Genomic DNA, 16,097 nt, shown 5'->3' with positions numbered 1-16,097 from the left:
CAGCGACGGCAATCAGGGTGAAGGTCAAATGCTCCGCCGCTTAGTGCTTCGTTTCGCGAAAGACCGGAAGGCCAACGTCGCCATCATCTTCGCGCTGATGATGGTGCCCACCATCTTTCTGCTCGGCATGGCGCTCGACTACACGCTGGCCCTGCGCAAGCGGGAGCAATTGAACGCGGCCGCCGACGCGGCCGCGATCGCGGCGGTGAGACCGGCGATGCTGACGCAGACCGACAGCGCTGTCGTCCAGGCCACCGCGACAGCCGTCTTCGCAGCGAAGGCCAATCTGGCGGGCCTCAAGGCCGCGCCGACACCGACGGTCAATGTCGTCGATTCCGGTCTGCAGCGGACCATTACGGTCTCCTACGCCGCCGAGTCCATCAACAATTTCCCGGGGGTTCTCGGCAAGCAGACCTGGCAGATCGCCGGTTCGTCGACGGCGCGAGCGTCGAGCGCGCCCAACATGAACTTCTATCTGTTGCTGGATGACTCGCCGTCGATGGCGCTTGGTGCGACCCAGGCCGACATCGACAACATGATCAAGGCCACGAAGAGTCAGCCGTCCTACGCCGCGAACTGCGCGTTCGCCTGCCATGAAGCCAATCCCAACAACAAGGCTCCAAGCTCTTCGAACAAGGACAACCTCACGGTCGCGCGCGCGAACAACATCACACTGCGCATCGATCTGGTGACCAACGCCGTCAAGCAATTGCTCGTCGGGCCCTGGACGTGCCCGCAGTCTGGTGTTTCGGGCGGCGTCATGCAGTGCATGTCGGCCATCAACAACACCACCTACAAGGCCGGCATCTACACCTTCGACTACAAGCTGAACACGATCCAGACGCTGACCACCCCGACCACCGCCGGGACGAAGATTTCGAACATCCAACTGATGACGGTCGACCATCAGAACTGCGTCATCGCCGGCAACTGCAACACCGACTACGGCTCTGACATTGCGGGCGGACTGTCGGGTGTGAATGCCGTCATGCCACTGCCGGGAACCGGCACCAATCAGGCGGGCGATACCCCCCAGGAGGTGGTCTTCCTCGTCACCGACGGTGTGGAAGACAAGCTCATCGCGAAGTCGGCGAGCTGCGACGCGAACGCCACTTACCCGCTCCCGACCGCCGGCTCGCAGGTGCGATGCCAGCAGCCGCTCGACAACGCGATCTGCACCACCATCAAGAACCGCGGCATCCGCATCGCGATCCTCTACACCGAGTATCTGCAATTGCCGAGCGACGACTGGTACAACAAGCGCATCTCGCAGTTCAACAATCCGACCTCGTCCACGGGGGCGATCGCACAGAAACTGCAGGCTTGCGCGTCGCCCGGTCTGTACGCGGGCGTTCAGACCGGCGGCGACATTTCCACGGCGCTGACCAACCTCTTCATCAAGGTTGCGTCAAGCACCGCCAGCCTCATGCAGTAGGGAAAGCGCCATGACCCCGCCGGACGTCGCAACGAAGAAGAGGAGCCGCAATTGCGGCGCCGCCTTTGTTCGCGATGACAATGGAGCCACGGCTGTGGAGTTCGCGCTGGTTGGCGCGCCGTTCCTTGCCCTCATGATCGCGGTCATTCAGACGTTTCTTGTTTTCTTTGCCCAGCAGACGCTCGAAACGGTGACGCGCCAATCGGCCCGCCTGGTTCTGACCGGGCAGGTGCAGGCCCAGCAGATGACGCAGGCCGTGTTCAAGCAGAAGGTCTGCGATCAAGTCGTGATATTCTTCACCTGCAGTGGCCTGATGGTCGACATGCAGGTCGCCAATGCGTGGTCTTCGGCGAACACGGCCACACCCACATTGACGTTCGACAGCAAGGGCGCCGTCTCGAATGTCTGGCAGTACAATCCCGGAAATGCCGGCGATATCGTCGTTCTCCGCGTGATGTATGTATGGCCGGTCGTCCTGGGCCCGCTTGGCTTCAACCTCTCGAATCTTTCGAACGGCAACCGGCTGATCATGTCGTCGGCCGCTTTCCAGAATGAACCGGGTTCTTAGAAGGAGCTTGCCATGATCGCCCGCATGAGGTCTCGCGCGCGGCACCTGTGGACCGACGCCAGGGGCGTCGCCGCGACGGAATTCGCCATCATCAGTCCGTTCCTGCTGTTGCTCTATGTCGGCGGCGTCGAACTCGGCAACGGATTGTCCATGAACGTCAAGGTCACGGCGACCGCGCGCAGTGTCGCCGACATGGTGTCGCAAAACACGCAGGTCACGTCGAGCCAGATGGACAGCATTCTTGCGGCTTCGTCGGCCATCATGGCTCCGTACGCCGTCACGAAGGGCGGCGCCTCCCTGATGACGATCACGGTTTCCGAGGTCTCGACCGACAGCGCCGGCAAAGCGACGGTTCAATGGAGCAAGTCGACCAGTTCGTCGGGAGCCAGAGCCGTCGGTCAACAGATGACATTGTCGGCGTATACGGCGCCGGACTCGAAAAATCCGAGCAATGCCAACATCTCGCTCATTCTGAGCGAGGTGTCCTATGACTACACGCCCAATCTCGGCTTCGCGATCAGCGGCACCGTCAAGCTGACAGACAGCTATTACCTGTTCCCGCGCTGCTCGACGAACAGCCCGGCTACGTCGAGCTTCCCGTATTATGACGTGAAGTACCCGGCAACGGCGACCTGCACCTGTGTCCAGCATCTGCAGCAGAAGACCTGCTAGCCTTGGCCAGGTGCATGAGGCCCGATACGATCGAGGCCCGCTGACGAAGCTCTACGGGTCTGCTTCGTGATCGACCGAGAGCTGGCTGCGATCAGAATTCGCCGTGCAGCCGCCCCGAGAACACCGAGACCGGCCCGCGGTCGGCGTTGTAGGCGGGATTGACGATGAGCTGGTAGTCGGCGGTGAAGGTCAGCGCCTTGTTCAGCGCGTAGGCGTAGTAGGTTTCCAGCACGCGTTCGCGGCGATAGTTGAGCTGGCCGTCGCCGATCAACGGCCCGAGTCCGCCGGCGGCAATGAAGTCGCGATGATCTTGCGAGAGGCCGTTGATGGCGCCGGCGATGGCGACGACGTCGTCGGGCCGGCCCCATTTCGCGCCCTTCACCGAGACGCCGCCGGACAGGCTGCGGTCGATGTCGGTGAAGGCCATGATCTCGTTGTGGCCGTCGTTCCAGCTCCAGCGGCCGAACACGCCGATGTCGTCGGTGACGGCCTGTTCGAGATTGAACGCGTAGCCGTATTTGATGCGCCCGCGGCGGGTCTGGGTGATATCCACACCGAACGCAGGATTGTCCAGCGTCTCGCGATAGCTGCCGGAATTGGCGCTGTTGACGAAGCCGAGCGTGCGCAGCTTGCCGGGTTGGCCGAACAGCGAATAGCGCGTCTCGAGCTCCACGACATATTCGCCGCGGCGGCCGACATTCATGTCGAAATTGTTCGAGTTGGACTCGGCATCTATCAGGAAGTAGCCGGCGCGCAGCGCCCATTGCTTCTGGTTCAATTCGGCGGTCGCGCCGTAGCCGAGGCCTAGCTTGTCGGCGGCATAGTCGAACGCGCCGGACGCCCAGATCGACCAGTTCATGAAATCCCTGCGCGGATCGTGCGCGTAGGAATTGCCGTCGAACACGTCGACGACGGAGAACTTTCCGACCTGCAGGGTCAGGCGCGAGACATCGACCTTGCTGGCAAGCTGAAGCTGCCCGCTGGCAAGCTCCTCCTGCTCGCCGCCGAAGCCAAACGTCTGGCGCACGAACAGCCGTGAGGCGTTGAAGTGCGGATAGGGGAAGCCGGATTTCTGCGCTTCGCCGTTGGGAAAGCCCGCGGCGCCCGTCGTGTTGTTGAACCCGAATCCCTGCAGCAGCTCGGGATTGAAATAGACCTCGCCGCCATCCCACAGCCGCGCATTCAGATAGAGCGAGTTGCTCCAGGTCTGCTGGAAATCCGGCGACGGGATCAGACTGTTCGGCCCGGTATAGGGCGCGTGGAACGCCGGGTAGCCCTGCCCCAGCACGGTCGATTGGCCGTGAATCTCCCAGCGGCTCGACTCGGTGTCCGTGACATCGGACTTCGGATTGTAGGTCGGCACCCCCGGCCAGTCGATCTTGCGATTGAGGCCGATGCGCAGGCTCTGGAAATCCATCGACGACGAATATCGCGCGCCGGACGGGAAGGTGACGTTGGCATTCTCGAACTTGCTGTAGAGATATTCGAGCCGCGCGCTCCAGTGCGGCGCGAAGGCATATTCGACGCCGCCGCCGGCAGTCCAGCCGAACCGCGTGTTCAACACCTTCTCTTCATTGCCGCCTGTCGGCGTCGCGAGGAAGCGCTCGCCGGCAAACGCGGCGCCGCCGGTGGCATAGACCAGCCAATTGCCGGTGGTGTAGCCGAGGCGCGCGCGCAGGCTCGCCACATAGTCCCAGCGCTCCTCCACGCTCGACAGCGCGGTCGCCGCCGATGACACGACGTGATTGGAGGGCAGATAGTTCGGAAACGAGATGTCGCCTTCGACGCCGAGCAGCAGCCCCGAATTGAGGCGCCAGTTGTAGCCGGCCTGCACGCCGCCGGTCGCGCCGGTGAAGACATGGTTGTCGGTTGCGAGTGTGGGATCGTTCAGCGTCGCGGAGGACGTGCCGCGCGTGAAACCGGTGTGCGCGCCGATATAGAGGCCGGTCCAGTCGTAGACCGCTTTCAGCGCAGGCGCCTTCAGCGGAAGATCGGCCGCGCGGCCGGCGGCGGGAAAAGCCAGCACGCCCGAGGCGATCGCCGCGGCCGTTCGCAAATACCGATGTCGAAGCCCCCTCAACGTCAAAACGTACGCCCCCAAAACGCGAATAATCCACACCGCGCTATCCCTGCCGATTCGCCGCGGTCCTGTCATCAAGTCTTGGGTGTACGTGATCGGTCGAGATGATCCCGATTCGAACGCCATTCCTCCCCCAAGTTCCTATACTCGTTACGAACTTTATTGCGATTAATTCGCAATAGCAACTGGCTCGGCTTGCTGCAAGGGATGGTTGGCACTTCTGTGTGACGGGACTGCAACAATTCCCTGCTGTCCAAAATGAATGACCCCGCCCGGGGGGACAGCCGGGCGGGGTCGGGGGCGCGACACGGGGTGGATGAGGCGCCCGTGTCGGACGCGGGACCCACGTGAGATCGGCCTCAGGTACTCAGATCAGTAGCAGGTGCGAACGCGGCCGATGTACTGGCCGAAGGCGTTGTACTGGGCGACCCAACCGCAGCGGTGATAGCCATTGTAGTAGGGGTCATTGCTGGCGGCGATCGCGGAGCCGACCACTGCGGCGGTGGCGATGCCGGCGCCGACACCCCAGACCCAGCCGGGCGGCTTGGCTTGCGCCTGCGAGGTGGTGGTCACCATGGTGCCGGTGACGGCGAGGGCGGCGAGAGCGACGGCGGCAATCCTGGTCTTGATCGACATGTGAAACTCCATCCGGGTTGAGGCGGTCCGTTGTGGCCCGCGTACCCAGTTGGACGGAGGCTCCTCGCGTCCGGTTCGAAGGCATGTGTCCTGGTCGCCGCGCGGAGCTCTTTCCCGAATAGATTCAGGAGGATGCGACCTAGCCCAGGGGGCCTTTTGCGAGCCTGTTCACGTCGAAGTTATCGACCTCGGCCAGCAATTCGCAGAAGGCCGTCGCGCCTTGATCGATGAGCTGCTCGCCCTTCTCGGCCACGGCCAGCGTCGCATTGCCGACCGCGCCGCTGGCGTTGAGATCCTGCGTCTGCCAGGCGAACGGCGCCGGCCGCTGCGTCGACAGCCAGCGATACTGCTTCTCCAGTGCGATGCTGCTTGCGGGAAAATCCGCAACGGCATCGCTGCGCACCTGGTCGGGATAGCGCGCCAGCATGATCGAGGTCTCGACCGCGCCGCCGTGAATGCCATGGCGAACTTCATCGGCCGGGAACAACGTGTCCGCGCCTGATAGCCGCGACCACGAGGTCGTGACCACGAACAGCTTCTGATGCGCGCGCAGATCCTGCGCGATCAGCATCATTGCCGCGCTGTTGCCGCCATGGCTGGTGATGATGACGAGCTTCTTCACCCCGCGTTGCGCGATGTCCTCGCCGATCCTGGTCCATCGCTTCAGCGCGACGTCGGTCGGCAGCGTCAGCGTGCCCGGATAGTCGATATGCTCGGTGGAAATCCCGATCGGTTCAACGGGCAGGAACGTCGCCGGAACGCTCGCGGGCAAAAGCTCACGCACGCGCGCCAGATAGGCGTCCGCGATCAGAACGTCGGTGGTAACAGGCAGATGCGGGCCGTGCTGCTCGGTCGCCGCCAGCGGCAGCACCGCGATCCAGCGCGAAACCTCGGTGGGTGCAGCATCGGCCCAGCCAATCTCGGCCCAGTCGCGGGAAGGCGTCATCAAGGTTTCTTTGCCCGAATTTGTCGCGTAATTTGGGTTTATCAGGGGACGCGGGCCAGGCCGGCTCGCGTCCCCTGATATCTTGCGGTTTTATCGCGTTGGACTGGCATCGGCTAGAAGCGATCGACGGAGTGCCATTATGAGCCCCTCTCATCTGCGGCGAGCGTTAACAGCGTGCTTGATGGCCGCTTTGGTCTCGACGGTCCCGGCACGTTCCGAGACGCTGGACAAGGTCACCTTCGGCACCAACTGGGTCGCCGAGGCCGAGCATGGCGGCTTCTTCCAGGCGGTCGCCGACGGCACCTACAGGAAATACGGGCTCGACGTCACCATCATCCCCGGCGGCCCCAACGAAAACAACCGGATGCTGCTGGTCGCCGGCAAGATCGATTTCTTCATGGCCGCGAACACGCTGATGTCGTTCGATGCGGTCGCCAACAACGTTCCCGTCGTGACGATCGCCGCGACCTTCCAGAAAGACCCGCAGGTGATGCTGACGCAGCCCGACGCCAAGGTCGCCAGGATCGAGGACCTCAAGCCGTTGACGCTGTTCGTCTCCAAGGAGGGCATGACCAGCTACTTCCAGTGGCTGAAATCGGAATACGGTTTCAGCGAGAAGAACGTGCGGCCCTACAATTTCAATCCGCAGCCCTTCATCGCCAATCCCAAGAGCGCGATGCAGGGCTACGTCACCTCCGAGCCTTTCGCGGTCGAGAAGGCCGCCGGCTTCAAGCCCAACGTGCTGCTGCTCGCCGATTCCGGCTTCAATACCTATTCGACCCTGATCGAGGCCCGCCGCGACACGGTCGAGAAGAAGCCGGATCTGGTGCAGCGTTTCGTCGATGCCTCCATGGTCGGCTGGTACAATTACATCTACGGCGACAATTCGGCCGGCAATGCCATGATCAAGAAGCTCAATCCGGAAATGACCGACGAACTGCTGGCCTATTCCGTCGCGAAGATGAAGGAGTACGGCATCGTCGACTCCGGCGACAGCGTGAGGAACGGCATCGGCGCGATGAGCGACGATCGCTACACCTCCTTCTTCAACAAGATGGTGAAGGCCGGCGTCGTGAAGCCCGATCTCGACTTCCGCAAGTCCTACACGCTGCGCTTCGTCAACAAAGGCGTCGGCGTCGAGCTGCGCCCCAACAAGCCGTAACGCATGTTGAGATCGGAAAAGTCTGGCGCGGCATCGCCGACCTCTCCCCGCTGGGGAGAGGTGAAGATCGCGGCTCGACAGAGCCCCGCCACGACCGGCGATCAATGGTAGAGCGCAAAACCTCGTCCGGGGCCGCGGCCGGCCTGACGGCGCTCGCCGTCAGCCTGCGCGGCGTAACCAAGGCCTATGACAACGGTGTCATGGCGCTTGGCCCGATCGACCTTGCCGTGCGCAAGGGCGAGTTCATCTCGCTGCTCGGCCCGTCCGGCTGCGGCAAATCGACTGCGCTGCGGCTGATCGCGGAGCTCAGCGCGCCGTCATCAGGCACCGTGCGGGTGGCGCGCCATGACAGCGACGCACAGCCCGGCCATGGTATCGGCTTCGTATTTCAGGAGCCGACCCTGATGCCCTGGGCCAGTGTGCGCGAGAATGTGCGGCTGCCTTTGAGGCTCGCAGGCGTGCCGAAGGCGCAAGCCCGCGCGCGTGCCGACGAAGCTCTCGCCAGCGTCGGGCTCGCCGATTTCGCCGAAGCATTCCCGCGCGAGCTCTCCGGCGGCATGAAGATGCGGGTGTCGCTGGCGCGCGCGCTCGTCACCGACCCTGATATCCTTCTGATGGATGAGCCGTTCGCCGCGCTCGACGAGATCACGCGCTTTCGCCTCAACAACGATTTGCTCGCGCTGTGGCGCAGCCTCGGCAAGACCGTTATCTTCGTCACTCATTCGGTGTTCGAATCCGTCTACCTGTCGCAGCGCGTCGTGGTCATGACGGCGCGGCCCGGCCGCATCCAGGCCGACATCCGCATCGAGACGGTCGAGCCGCGCGGAGAGGAGTTTCGCACCTCGACCGCCTATTCCGACTATTGCCGCCGCGTGTCGGCCGCGCTGGCGCCATCCTATTCGGGGCAGTCGACGCTATGAACGCGCCAGCCACCGTCACCGCAACATCCGCCGGCGTGCAGCGCGCGGCGCGCTTCGTGCTCCCCGTCATCGTGTTCGCGGCCGGCCTTCTCGCCTGGGAATGCGTGGTCCGCATCAGGGAGATTCCGCCCTACGTGCTGCCGGCGCCCTCCGTCATTGTCCTGACGCTGGTCAAGGATTGGGCGGTGTTGTCACAATCGCTCGCCGCCACGCTGCTGACGACGCTCGAAGGGTTTGCCGCCGCCAGCATCGGCGGGATCGCACTGGCGCTGTTGTTCAACCAGTCGAAATGGGTGGAATATTCGCTGTTCCCCTATGCCGTGGTGCTTCAGGTGACGCCGGTGATCGCGATCGCGCCGCTGCTCCTGATCTATCTGGAGCAGCAGACCGCGGTGGTCGTCTGCGCCTTCATCGTCGCCTTTTTCCCGGTGCTGTCGAACACCACGCTCGGGCTGAACTCCGTCGATCGCAACCTGGCCGGCCTGTTCCAGCTCTATGGCGCCTCGCCACTGCAGACCCTGCGGTTCCTGAAGCTGCCGGCGGCGCTGCCTTATATCCTCGGCGGCCTGCGCATCGCCGGCGGCCTGTCGCTGATCGGTGCGGTCGTGGCCGAAATCGCGGCCGGCACCGCCGGCGCGGGATCCGGGCTTGCCTACAGGATCGCCGAATCCGGCTATCGGTTGAACATACCCCGCATGTTCGCAGCGCTGTTGTTGTTGTCGCTCGCCGGGATTGTCATCTATGGGGTGCTGGCGGTAGTTTCCCACCTCGTTTTACGGCGCTGGCATGAAAGCGCGCTTGGAAAGGACAACTGATGGCTGCCGGTTCGATTTCGTCCGAAAAGATCGACCTTTTGATTTATGGACCGGTGCGGCCGATCCTCGAGAGTGGTTTTTCCGATCATTTCGTCGTCCACAAGGCCGAGACGCGGGGTGATCTTGAGCGGCTGACGCCGGCGATTCGCGACAGGATCCGCGGCATGGCCGTGACCTATCACACGGTGCGCGCCGACAAGGATTCGCTGTCGCAGCTGCCGAAGCTGGAGATGGTGGCGAGCTTCGGCGTGGGCTACGACCACATCGACGCCAAATACGCGGCCGAGCACAACATCATCGTCACCAACACGCCCGACGTGCTGACCGAAGAGGTCGCGGACGTCGCGATGGGCCTGTTGATCTCCACCTTGCGCGAATTCATCAAGGCCGACCGCTATGTGCGCTCGGGCCTCTGGCAGACCCAGAACTATCCGCTCAGCGTCGGCTCGCTGCGCGACCGCAAGGTCGGCATCGTCGGCATGGGCCGGATCGGCCAGGCCATCGCGCGCCGGCTTGATGCCTCGCTGGTGCCGGTGGTCTACCACTCGCGCAATCCGTCCAAGGACGTCTCCTACAAGCACTATCCCGACCTGATCGAGATGGCGAAGGCGGTTGATACGCTGATGGTGATCGTGCCCGGCGGCGCCAGCACCAACAAGATGATCAATGCCGAGGTGCTCAAGGCGCTCGGCCCGCGCGGTGTGCTGGTCAACGTTGCGCGCGGCTCGGTGATCGACGAGCCGGCCTTGGTGCAGGCGCTGAAGTCCGGCACCATCCTCGCCGCAGGCCTCGACGTGTTCGCGGCCGAGCCGACCGTGCCGGATGAACTCAAGACCATGCAGAACGTCGTGCTGCTGCCGCATATCGGCTCGGCTTCGGTGGTGACGCGCAACGCGATGGATCAGCTCGTGGTCGACAATCTCAAGGCCTGGTTTGCCGGCAAGGCGCCGTTGACGCCGGTTGCGGAAACGCCGGCGAAGAGCCGCTGATGGGAGCTCTTCGGGTCGCTGCAACCGTCATCGCGGCATGTGTCGCCGCGATTGGCACTGCGCATGCGCAGGATGCGTCGACCCTGAAGAAGGACATGCCCGGGCAGTGGGAGCTCTCCACCACCGAGCGCAGCAAGACCTGCGTCGTCACCCTCAAGGCCGACGCCGCGGGACAGGGCTACAAGCTCGAGCTGGAGCCGGCCTGCAAGACCGCGCTGCCTTTCACCAAGGACATCGTGGCCTGGAGCGTCAGGGGTCTCGACATCGTTCGTTTGCAGGATGCGACCGGTGAGGCCGTGATCGACCTTACCGAGGTCGAGGCCGGCATCTTCGAGGGCCTGCGGCAGGGCGAGGGCGTCTACATCCTGCAGGACCTAGCCGCCGCCCGCTCGATGGCCAAGTCGATGGACCAGATGATCGGCGACTGGGCGATGGTGCGTGGCAACGGCCAGCCGGTCTGTGGATTGACCCTGACCAACACGGAAGCCGGCCCTGACAATTTCCAGGTCTTCCTCAAGCCGAGATGCGATGCGGCCATTGCGCAGTTCAACCCGACGCAATGGCGCCTCGAGCCGCGGCCAGATCATCCTGATGTCGAAATCCGGCGATGCCTGGCAGTTCGAGGCCGACGACAACGCGCAGTGGCGGCGCGTCCCCGACACCGCCGATCCCTTGATCATGCTGCGGCAGTAGGCGGCGCGGCGCTACCGTTTCCATCTCACTAGGCCCGTTTGATCTAGCGATCGACCGAGCAACCGGGGATAAGAATAATTCCCGGCTGTGGTGATCGCGGTCTTCACCTTGGTGTCACCGATACGCTCCCTCGCGTCTGCGTATTGATCTGGCAAGCTCATGAGTGCCATCTTCAGCTCTGCGCAACTTTTGCTCCCAGATAGACCCCGTTACTGATGCCCATCAAGGTGAGGAAGCCAGTCGGTATTTCAGGGATCACATACGTCGTCACGACATTCATCAATACGAAAGCAGCCGCAATAAGGGTGAACAGCAGCAGCTGAAATCGGGTGACGTCAACTTCTTTGCCGGTTACGCCGTCGCGCGTCACCTCATTGACGAGCAGGTCATACCAGCTCGGCGCCTTGGGATTTGAGAGCTTGTCGACACCATCTTTGGCAGCCTCCGCTCTTTCGGTCGCATCACTCGCTTGCTTGGCGGCGAGTTCCTTTTGTGTTTGCGAGGCAGACGTGTCGCGGGCGATCTTGTCCGCGTTGATCTTGGCCTCATCCGCACTTTTCTGTGAAGTGACCGCAGCAGCTTGGAGTCCGGTAGTCTGAGAGTTGTCATGCACCTTCGAGCCGAGCGCGGCCGCTCCCGCGATGCCGAGCAATACGAGCGTGCCATTCGTGATCTCGATCAGGTCCCCCGAAAGCGCCATGACATAGACGGCGGATGCCGCAACCAAGATCGTCCATAGAGCAATCTGGAGCTGGGAAAGACTGGCATGTCCTGTCGGGGTCGAGATGATGCGCAGGGGCCAGGACGCCTTTGCCAACTTCGTATCAGCCAATAGCCACTTCGATACGGAGCTCAGGACGAAAAGGGCAGTGATGACCGTTACGATCGCATAGATGATTGCGAACCACGGGTTGGTGATCCCGATCGTCGTCGCCACGTCTGCGACAGGAGTCTTGTCTTCCTTGAGGACGAGAATCCGAACGTCCGCCAGGGGAACCAGCGGTATCGCAGAGTCCTGCTTCTTGTCGTCCGGTAGTTTTTCGAAAATGCGCGGTATGGTCGTGGTGATCGTCCAGGTCGTGCCGTCGTTATTGCGGTCCAGCCGATCAGGGCGGGCGTCGACATACAAGCCCTCCTTGTTTTCGGCCGCCGTCGCTTTCCATCGAAAACAGACGATGAAGGATGAGTTCGGTGGAATCGTCGCGAGAGTCCGCAGGGTGAACTGCATGACGCCGCCCTGGGGTTGCCAACGCTTGCGCTGCAAGCTTTCGCCGGTCGCTTGCACGATGCTGCCGGTGACAGCATCACTGGTCGCAGTATTGTTGCAGCCCTTCGGGCTGGGCGGTGTGGGCGGAGTCTTGGGCTGTTCGGCTGCGGGCTGCTTGGCTGCCAGCGCGTTGGGCTGTTCGGCTGCCGGCTGCTTGGATGCCGGCGCGTTGGGTTGCTCGGCTGCCGGTTGCTTCGCTGCCGGCGTGTTGGGTTGTTCGGCTGCCGGTTGCTTCGCTGGCGGCGTGTTGGGTTGTTCGGCTGCCGGTTGCTTCGCTGGCGGCGCGTTGGGTTGCTCGGCTGCCGCTTGCTTCGCTGCCGGAGCGTTGGGTTGTTCGGCCGCCGGTTGTTTCGCTGCCGGTGTATCCGGCTGTTCGGCTGCTGTCGGCTGATGCACTGTTGGAGTTTTGGCCTGTTCGGCTCCCGTCAGCGGCTTCGCTCCTGGTGTGTTGGCGGGAGCTGTCGGCGCCGCGTTTAGGGCGGAGGTTATTTGGGTTTGCGCCAGTCCGGTCTGGACCTGAAAAAGAAGTCCTAGAGCAACGATGAGCTTGAGATAGGTCCGCATGTCGCACCCTCCAACTCTCGACGGAAATAGCATATTATAGTCACAACGATCTATGATTGTGCAAGCGCCGGTGGCCGAGCACCCAATCCGGATCAGCTGCTCGATGTGGCGTCGAAGAACGGCGCCTAGATCAACCGCATCCCGCGCAGGCTCGCATGCCCGCTCTTGCCGACGATGATATGGTCGTGCACCGCGATCCCCAGCGGTTTTGCGATGTCGATGATCGCTTTCGTCATCTGGATGTCGGCCTGCGAGGGCGAGGGATCGCCGCTGGGATGATTATGCACCAGGATCAGCGCGGTGGCCGATAGCTCGAGCGCGCGCTTGATCACCTCGCGCGGATAGACCGGGGTGTGGTCGACCGTGCCTGTCTGCTGCACCTCGTCGGCGATGAGCTGGTTGCGCTTGTCGAGGAACAGCAGGCGGAATTGCTCCTTGTCGGCAAACGCCATGCTGGAGCGGCAATAGTCGATCACCTCATTCCAGGACGACAGCGCGTTGCGGCTGTTGACCTCGCCCTTGGTCACGCGGCTGGCGGCAGCCGCGATCAGCTTGAGCTGGTTGACCGCGGCCTCGCCGACGCCCTCGACCTCGCGCAGGCGCGCCACCGGCGCGTGCACGACCTCGGCGAACGAGCCGAACGTCTTGATCAGCGTCTTCGCGAGCGGCTTGGTGTCGCGCCGCGGCAGCGCCGGAAACAGCGCCATCTCCAGCAGCTCGTCATCGCGGAGCGCATCCGCCCCGGCGCTGTAAAATCGCTCGCGCAGCCGCTCGCGATGGCCGTGATAATGCGGCGTGTCCTCGGGCTTGCTCTGGTGGTTGTCGGGCTTGGCGGGCATCGAGCACCAGCATTGCCAAGGAGCCCTGCTTTTGCAACCGTCAATTGCGGCGGAAAATCCGGTTCACGTCGAGCCGACGACCGGGAAGGGTCACCCGATCTGCTTCTCGCCGTGCCGCTCTGACAGCGTGAAGATCTCGACGCCCGTCGCGGTGACGCCGACCGAATGCTCGAACTGCGCGGATAGCGAGCGGTCGCGGGTGACGGCGGTCCAGCCGTCGGAGAGGATCTTCACATGCGGCTTGCCGAGATTGATCATCGGCTCGATGGTGAAGAACATGCCGGGCTTGAGCTGGACGCCTTCGCCGGGCCGGCCGATATGGATGATGTTCGGCTCGTCGTGGAACATGCGCCCGAGGCCATGGCCGCAGAAATCGCGCACCACGCTCATGCCCTGCGGCTCGACGAAGCTCTGGATGGCATGGCCGATGTCGCCGGTGGTGGCGCCGGGCTTCACGGCGGCGATGCCGCGCATCATGGCTTCATACGTCACCTCGATCAGCCGCTCGGCCCTGCGGGCGATCGGGCCGACCGAATACATCCGGCTGGAATCGCCATACCAGCCGTCGACGATGAAGGTGACGTCGATATTGACGATGTCGCCTTCCTTGAGCGGCCGGTCGCCGGGCATGCCGTGGCAGACCACGTGGTTGAGCGAGGTGCAGGTCGAGTAGCGATAACCGCGATACATCAGCGTCGCCGGATAGGCGCCGTGGTCGAAAGCGAAGTCGCGGACGAACTGGTCGATGCGTTCGGTCGGCACGCCGGGCCCGACGATGTCGGTGAGCTCGTCGAGGCACTTGGCCACCAGCGCACCGGCCTTGCGCATACCGGCAAAGGCGCCCGGCCCATGCAGCTTGATCTGTCCGGTCTTGCGCAGGGAGGTATCGGAGGCTTCGACGTAGCTCATGCGGGGCGGTCTTCTGGGCTCGAATCTCGATGTCGCGGAAAGGCTTGATTTCACGTCCCAATCTAATGGCTGCGGGCCTGCATGCAAGCCGAGCTTACTGGCCGCGCGCCCGAAAACGGCCTAATTCGGGACTTCTACGGTGGTTTCCACCGGCAGGACGCCGCCGCGGATGCGGATTTCACGGACCGGATAGGGAACCCGGATGCCCTCGCGCTTGAAGGCGTCCCACAGCGCCAGCATGACGTCGCTCTTGACGTTGTCCATTCCGTCGGGATCGGCGATCCAGAAGGTCAGCGAGAACTTCATTCCGGCCTCCGCGAACTCGGTCAAGATGCTGTTCGGCGGCTTGCCCTTCTGGGCGCGGGGATGGGCCGCGGCGGTCTCGGCGGCGAGCTTGCACACCAGCCTTGGATCGGCGTCGTAATTGGTGCCGAAGGCGATCTTCACCAGCGTGTTCTTGTCGGTATAGGTCCAGTTGACGACCTTCTGCGTCACCAGATCCTCGTTCGGCACGAGGAATTCGCGGCCGTCGCCGGCGGCAACGGAAATATAGCGCGTCTTCATCGCGCTGATGCGGCCGGTGTTGTCGCCGATGGTGACGAGGTCGCCCGGTTTTACCGATTTGTCGGCGAGCAGGATAATGCCGGAGATGAAGTTGGCGACGATCTTCTGCAGGCCGATACCGATGCCGACGCCGACCGCGCCGGAGAACACCGCGAGCGCCGAGAGATCGATGCCGACCGTGCCGAGCGCTATGACGATTGCGACGGTCAGAAGTCCGATGCGGATGATCTTGACCAGCAGCACCTGCACCGACGGCGTCAGATCGCTGGTCGCGTTGATCCGGCTTTCGGCGAAATTGCTGGCGATGTTGGTGAGCCAGAGCGCGATCAGCAGCAGCGCGCCGGCCTTGATCACCAGCAGCGGCGTCAGCCTGAGGCCACCGAGCACGATCGCGACGGAGTCGAGCAGGTCGACCGTCGAATCGAGCTGGCCGAGGATGGACAGCGCCGCGACGAACCAGGCGGTGATCGACACCAGCCTGACGATGAAGGCGTTGCGCAGCACCGAGGTCACCAGCCGGATCGCGAGCCAGGCGAAGCCCAGCTTGGCCGCGACCATCAGGAGATAGGAGCGGCTCGGCCAGGTCGCATGGTACATCACCACGCGGGAGACGATCACGAGCAGGGTGAACACCGCCGTCGAGGCGCTGGCGACCATGACCCGGGCAAAATGCCGGAGCGGCAGCGGCAAGCGCATCGCCAGCGAGGTCATGTCGACGCGGCTGCGAATGGTCGCTTCCGCGGCATAGGCGATGCCGGCCGCGGCCAGCATCAGGCCGAATTGCAGGTAGAACCACGGTGAGGAGATTTCCGCCCCGACGCTGCGTGCGGTGGTCTGCACGAACTCCATGAAGTCTTTGAGGTCCATGTCCATTGGTCTCGTCGAGAGGCGGGGCAGAAGGATTTGATTCGAAGTCGCCGCAGAATCCCACAAAGACAGCGGCCCGGCCATCGATACACCGCCAGGTGAAGTGCGTTAAGGCCGCAAAATGCGGGCAGATTGCCGCGAACGGTAGAAATGGGTTGGCGGGCAGGGGCT

14 protein-coding genes and 1 pseudogene are annotated in these 16,097 nt (G+C 63.2%); 8 read left to right on the top strand and 7 right to left on the bottom strand.

Annotation, left to right across the window (positions count from 1 at the left end; all coding sequences use genetic code 11):
• The first annotated feature begins 28 nt into the window (after positions 1 to 28).
• Genes ACQ86E_RS11435 through ACQ86E_RS11425 form a run of 3 tightly spaced genes read left to right on the top strand, consistent with a single transcriptional unit; the run spans position 29 to position 2,675 of the window.
• Positions 29 to 1,435: a TadE/TadG family type IV pilus assembly protein gene (locus ACQ86E_RS11435; protein ID WP_431205476.1), complete on the top strand. Its 1,407-nt coding sequence runs from the start codon at positions 29 to 31 to the stop codon at positions 1,433 to 1,435.
• A 10-nt stretch (positions 1,436 to 1,445) separates the two neighbouring features.
• The gene (locus ACQ86E_RS11430; RefSeq protein WP_431205475.1) at positions 1,446 to 2,003 is read left to right on the top strand and encodes a TadE/TadG family type IV pilus assembly protein; all 558 of its coding nucleotides are present in this window, start codon (positions 1,446 to 1,448) and stop codon (positions 2,001 to 2,003) included.
• A 12-nt stretch (positions 2,004 to 2,015) separates the two neighbouring features.
• Positions 2,016 to 2,675 (top strand): TadE/TadG family type IV pilus assembly protein, encoded by a 660-nt coding sequence (locus ACQ86E_RS11425; RefSeq protein WP_431205474.1) that lies wholly within the window; start codon positions 2,016 to 2,018, stop codon positions 2,673 to 2,675.
• Positions 2,676 to 2,766: 91 nt separating this feature from the next.
• On the opposite strand, the gene ACQ86E_RS11420 is transcribed toward ACQ86E_RS11425, so the two are convergent.
• The 3 genes from ACQ86E_RS11420 to ACQ86E_RS11410 all read right to left on the bottom strand — a co-directional run bounded on the left by ACQ86E_RS11420 (position 2,767) and on the right by ACQ86E_RS11410 (position 6,337).
• On the bottom strand, positions 2,767 to 4,731 hold the full coding sequence (locus ACQ86E_RS11420) for a carbohydrate porin (RefSeq protein WP_431205473.1): 1,965 nt from the start codon (positions 4,729 to 4,731) through the stop codon (positions 2,767 to 2,769).
• Positions 4,732 to 5,127: 396 nt separating this feature from the next.
• On the bottom strand, positions 5,128 to 5,391 hold the full coding sequence (locus tag ACQ86E_RS11415) for a hypothetical protein (RefSeq protein WP_431205472.1): 264 nt from the start codon (positions 5,389 to 5,391) through the stop codon (positions 5,128 to 5,130).
• Between the two features lie 139 nt (positions 5,392 to 5,530).
• On the bottom strand, positions 5,531 to 6,337 hold the full coding sequence (locus ACQ86E_RS11410; protein WP_431205471.1) for a creatininase family protein: 807 nt from the start codon (positions 6,335 to 6,337) through the stop codon (positions 5,531 to 5,533).
• A 139-nt stretch (positions 6,338 to 6,476) separates the two neighbouring features.
• Here ACQ86E_RS11410 and ACQ86E_RS11405 point away from each other — a divergent pair, with 139 nt between their 5' ends.
• The 5 genes and pseudogenes from ACQ86E_RS11405 to ACQ86E_RS11385 all read left to right on the top strand — a co-directional run bounded on the left by ACQ86E_RS11405 (position 6,477) and on the right by ACQ86E_RS11385 (position 10,916).
• A complete protein-coding gene (locus ACQ86E_RS11405; RefSeq protein WP_431205470.1) occupies positions 6,477 to 7,499 on the top strand; it encodes an ABC transporter substrate-binding protein in 1,023 nt (340 codons plus the stop codon).
• Positions 7,500 to 7,603: 104 nt separating this feature from the next.
• Complete coding sequence (locus ACQ86E_RS11400; protein WP_431205469.1) at positions 7,604 to 8,419, top strand: ABC transporter ATP-binding protein; 816 nt, start codon at positions 7,604 to 7,606, stop codon at positions 8,417 to 8,419.
• Positions 8,416 to 9,234, top strand: coding sequence for an ABC transporter permease (locus ACQ86E_RS11395; RefSeq protein WP_431205468.1), 819 nt, complete (start codon positions 8,416 to 8,418; stop codon positions 9,232 to 9,234). Before ACQ86E_RS11400 ends, ACQ86E_RS11395 begins: the two co-directional genes overlap by 4 nt.
• Positions 9,234 to 10,223, top strand: a complete 990-nt coding sequence (locus tag ACQ86E_RS11390) for a 2-hydroxyacid dehydrogenase (protein WP_431205467.1) — start codon at positions 9,234 to 9,236, stop codon at positions 10,221 to 10,223. Before ACQ86E_RS11395 ends, ACQ86E_RS11390 begins: the two co-directional genes overlap by 1 nt.
• Positions 10,223 to 10,916: pseudogene (locus ACQ86E_RS11385) on the top strand (AprI/Inh family metalloprotease inhibitor). Before ACQ86E_RS11390 ends, ACQ86E_RS11385 begins: the two are co-directional and overlap by 1 nt.
• Positions 10,917 to 11,088: 172 nt before the next feature.
• On the opposite strand, the gene ACQ86E_RS11380 reads toward ACQ86E_RS11385, so the two are convergent.
• The 4 genes from ACQ86E_RS11380 to ACQ86E_RS11365 form a co-directional block, all read right to left on the bottom strand.
• Positions 11,089 to 12,747 (bottom strand): hypothetical protein, encoded by a 1,659-nt coding sequence (locus tag ACQ86E_RS11380; protein ID WP_431205466.1) that lies wholly within the window; start codon positions 12,745 to 12,747, stop codon positions 11,089 to 11,091.
• A 125-nt stretch (positions 12,748 to 12,872) separates the two neighbouring features.
• A complete protein-coding gene (gene radC / locus ACQ86E_RS11375; RefSeq protein WP_431205465.1) occupies positions 12,873 to 13,586 on the bottom strand; it encodes a RadC family protein in 714 nt (237 codons plus the stop codon).
• A gap of 90 nt (positions 13,587 to 13,676) precedes the next feature.
• The gene (gene map / locus ACQ86E_RS11370) at positions 13,677 to 14,495 is read right to left on the bottom strand and encodes a type I methionyl aminopeptidase (protein ID WP_431205464.1); all 819 of its coding nucleotides are present in this window, start codon (positions 14,493 to 14,495) and stop codon (positions 13,677 to 13,679) included.
• Between the two features lie 120 nt (positions 14,496 to 14,615).
• Positions 14,616 to 15,932, bottom strand: coding sequence for a mechanosensitive ion channel family protein (locus tag ACQ86E_RS11365; protein ID WP_431205463.1), 1,317 nt, complete (start codon positions 15,930 to 15,932; stop codon positions 14,616 to 14,618).
• Positions 15,933 to 16,097 lie beyond the last annotated feature (165 nt).

The sequence above is a fragment of the Bradyrhizobium betae genome (assembly GCF_050632175.1).
Taxonomy (GTDB): Bacteria; Pseudomonadota; Alphaproteobacteria; order Rhizobiales; family Xanthobacteraceae; genus Bradyrhizobium; species Bradyrhizobium betae_B.
Note: the sequence above shows the minus strand (reverse complement) of the source record. Positions and strands in the feature narration are given on the sequence as shown.

What these genes read in the sequence shown, in the direction of transcription:
- ACQ86E_RS11425 (WP_431205474.1), top strand. Translation starts at nt 2,016, where the DNA reads ATGATCGCCCGCATGAGGTCTCGCGCGCGGCACCTGTGGACCGACGCC.
- ACQ86E_RS11430 (WP_431205475.1), top strand. Translation starts at nt 1,446, where the DNA reads ATGACCCCGCCGGACGTCGCAACGAAGAAGAGGAGCCGCAATTGCGGC.
- ACQ86E_RS11380 (WP_431205466.1), bottom strand. Translation starts at nt 12,747, where the DNA reads ATGCGGACCTATCTCAAGCTCATCGTTGCTCTAGGACTTCTTTTTCAG.
- ACQ86E_RS11390 (WP_431205467.1), top strand. Translation starts at nt 9,234, where the DNA reads ATGGCTGCCGGTTCGATTTCGTCCGAAAAGATCGACCTTTTGATTTAT.
- ACQ86E_RS11395 (WP_431205468.1), top strand. Translation starts at nt 8,416, where the DNA reads ATGAACGCGCCAGCCACCGTCACCGCAACATCCGCCGGCGTGCAGCGC.
- ACQ86E_RS11365 (WP_431205463.1), bottom strand. Translation starts at nt 15,932, where the DNA reads ATGGACATGGACCTCAAAGACTTCATGGAGTTCGTGCAGACCACCGCA.
- ACQ86E_RS11415 (WP_431205472.1), bottom strand. Translation starts at nt 5,391, where the DNA reads ATGTCGATCAAGACCAGGATTGCCGCCGTCGCTCTCGCCGCCCTCGCC.
- ACQ86E_RS11435 (WP_431205476.1), top strand. Translation starts at nt 29, where the DNA reads ATGCTCCGCCGCTTAGTGCTTCGTTTCGCGAAAGACCGGAAGGCCAAC.
- radC (WP_431205465.1), bottom strand. Translation starts at nt 13,586, where the DNA reads ATGCCCGCCAAGCCCGACAACCACCAGAGCAAGCCCGAGGACACGCCG.
- ACQ86E_RS11400 (WP_431205469.1), top strand. Translation starts at nt 7,604, where the DNA reads ATGGTAGAGCGCAAAACCTCGTCCGGGGCCGCGGCCGGCCTGACGGCG.
- ACQ86E_RS11410 (WP_431205471.1), bottom strand. Translation starts at nt 6,337, where the DNA reads ATGACGCCTTCCCGCGACTGGGCCGAGATTGGCTGGGCCGATGCTGCA.
- ACQ86E_RS11405 (WP_431205470.1), top strand. Translation starts at nt 6,477, where the DNA reads ATGAGCCCCTCTCATCTGCGGCGAGCGTTAACAGCGTGCTTGATGGCC.
- map (WP_431205464.1), bottom strand. Translation starts at nt 14,495, where the DNA reads ATGAGCTACGTCGAAGCCTCCGATACCTCCCTGCGCAAGACCGGACAG.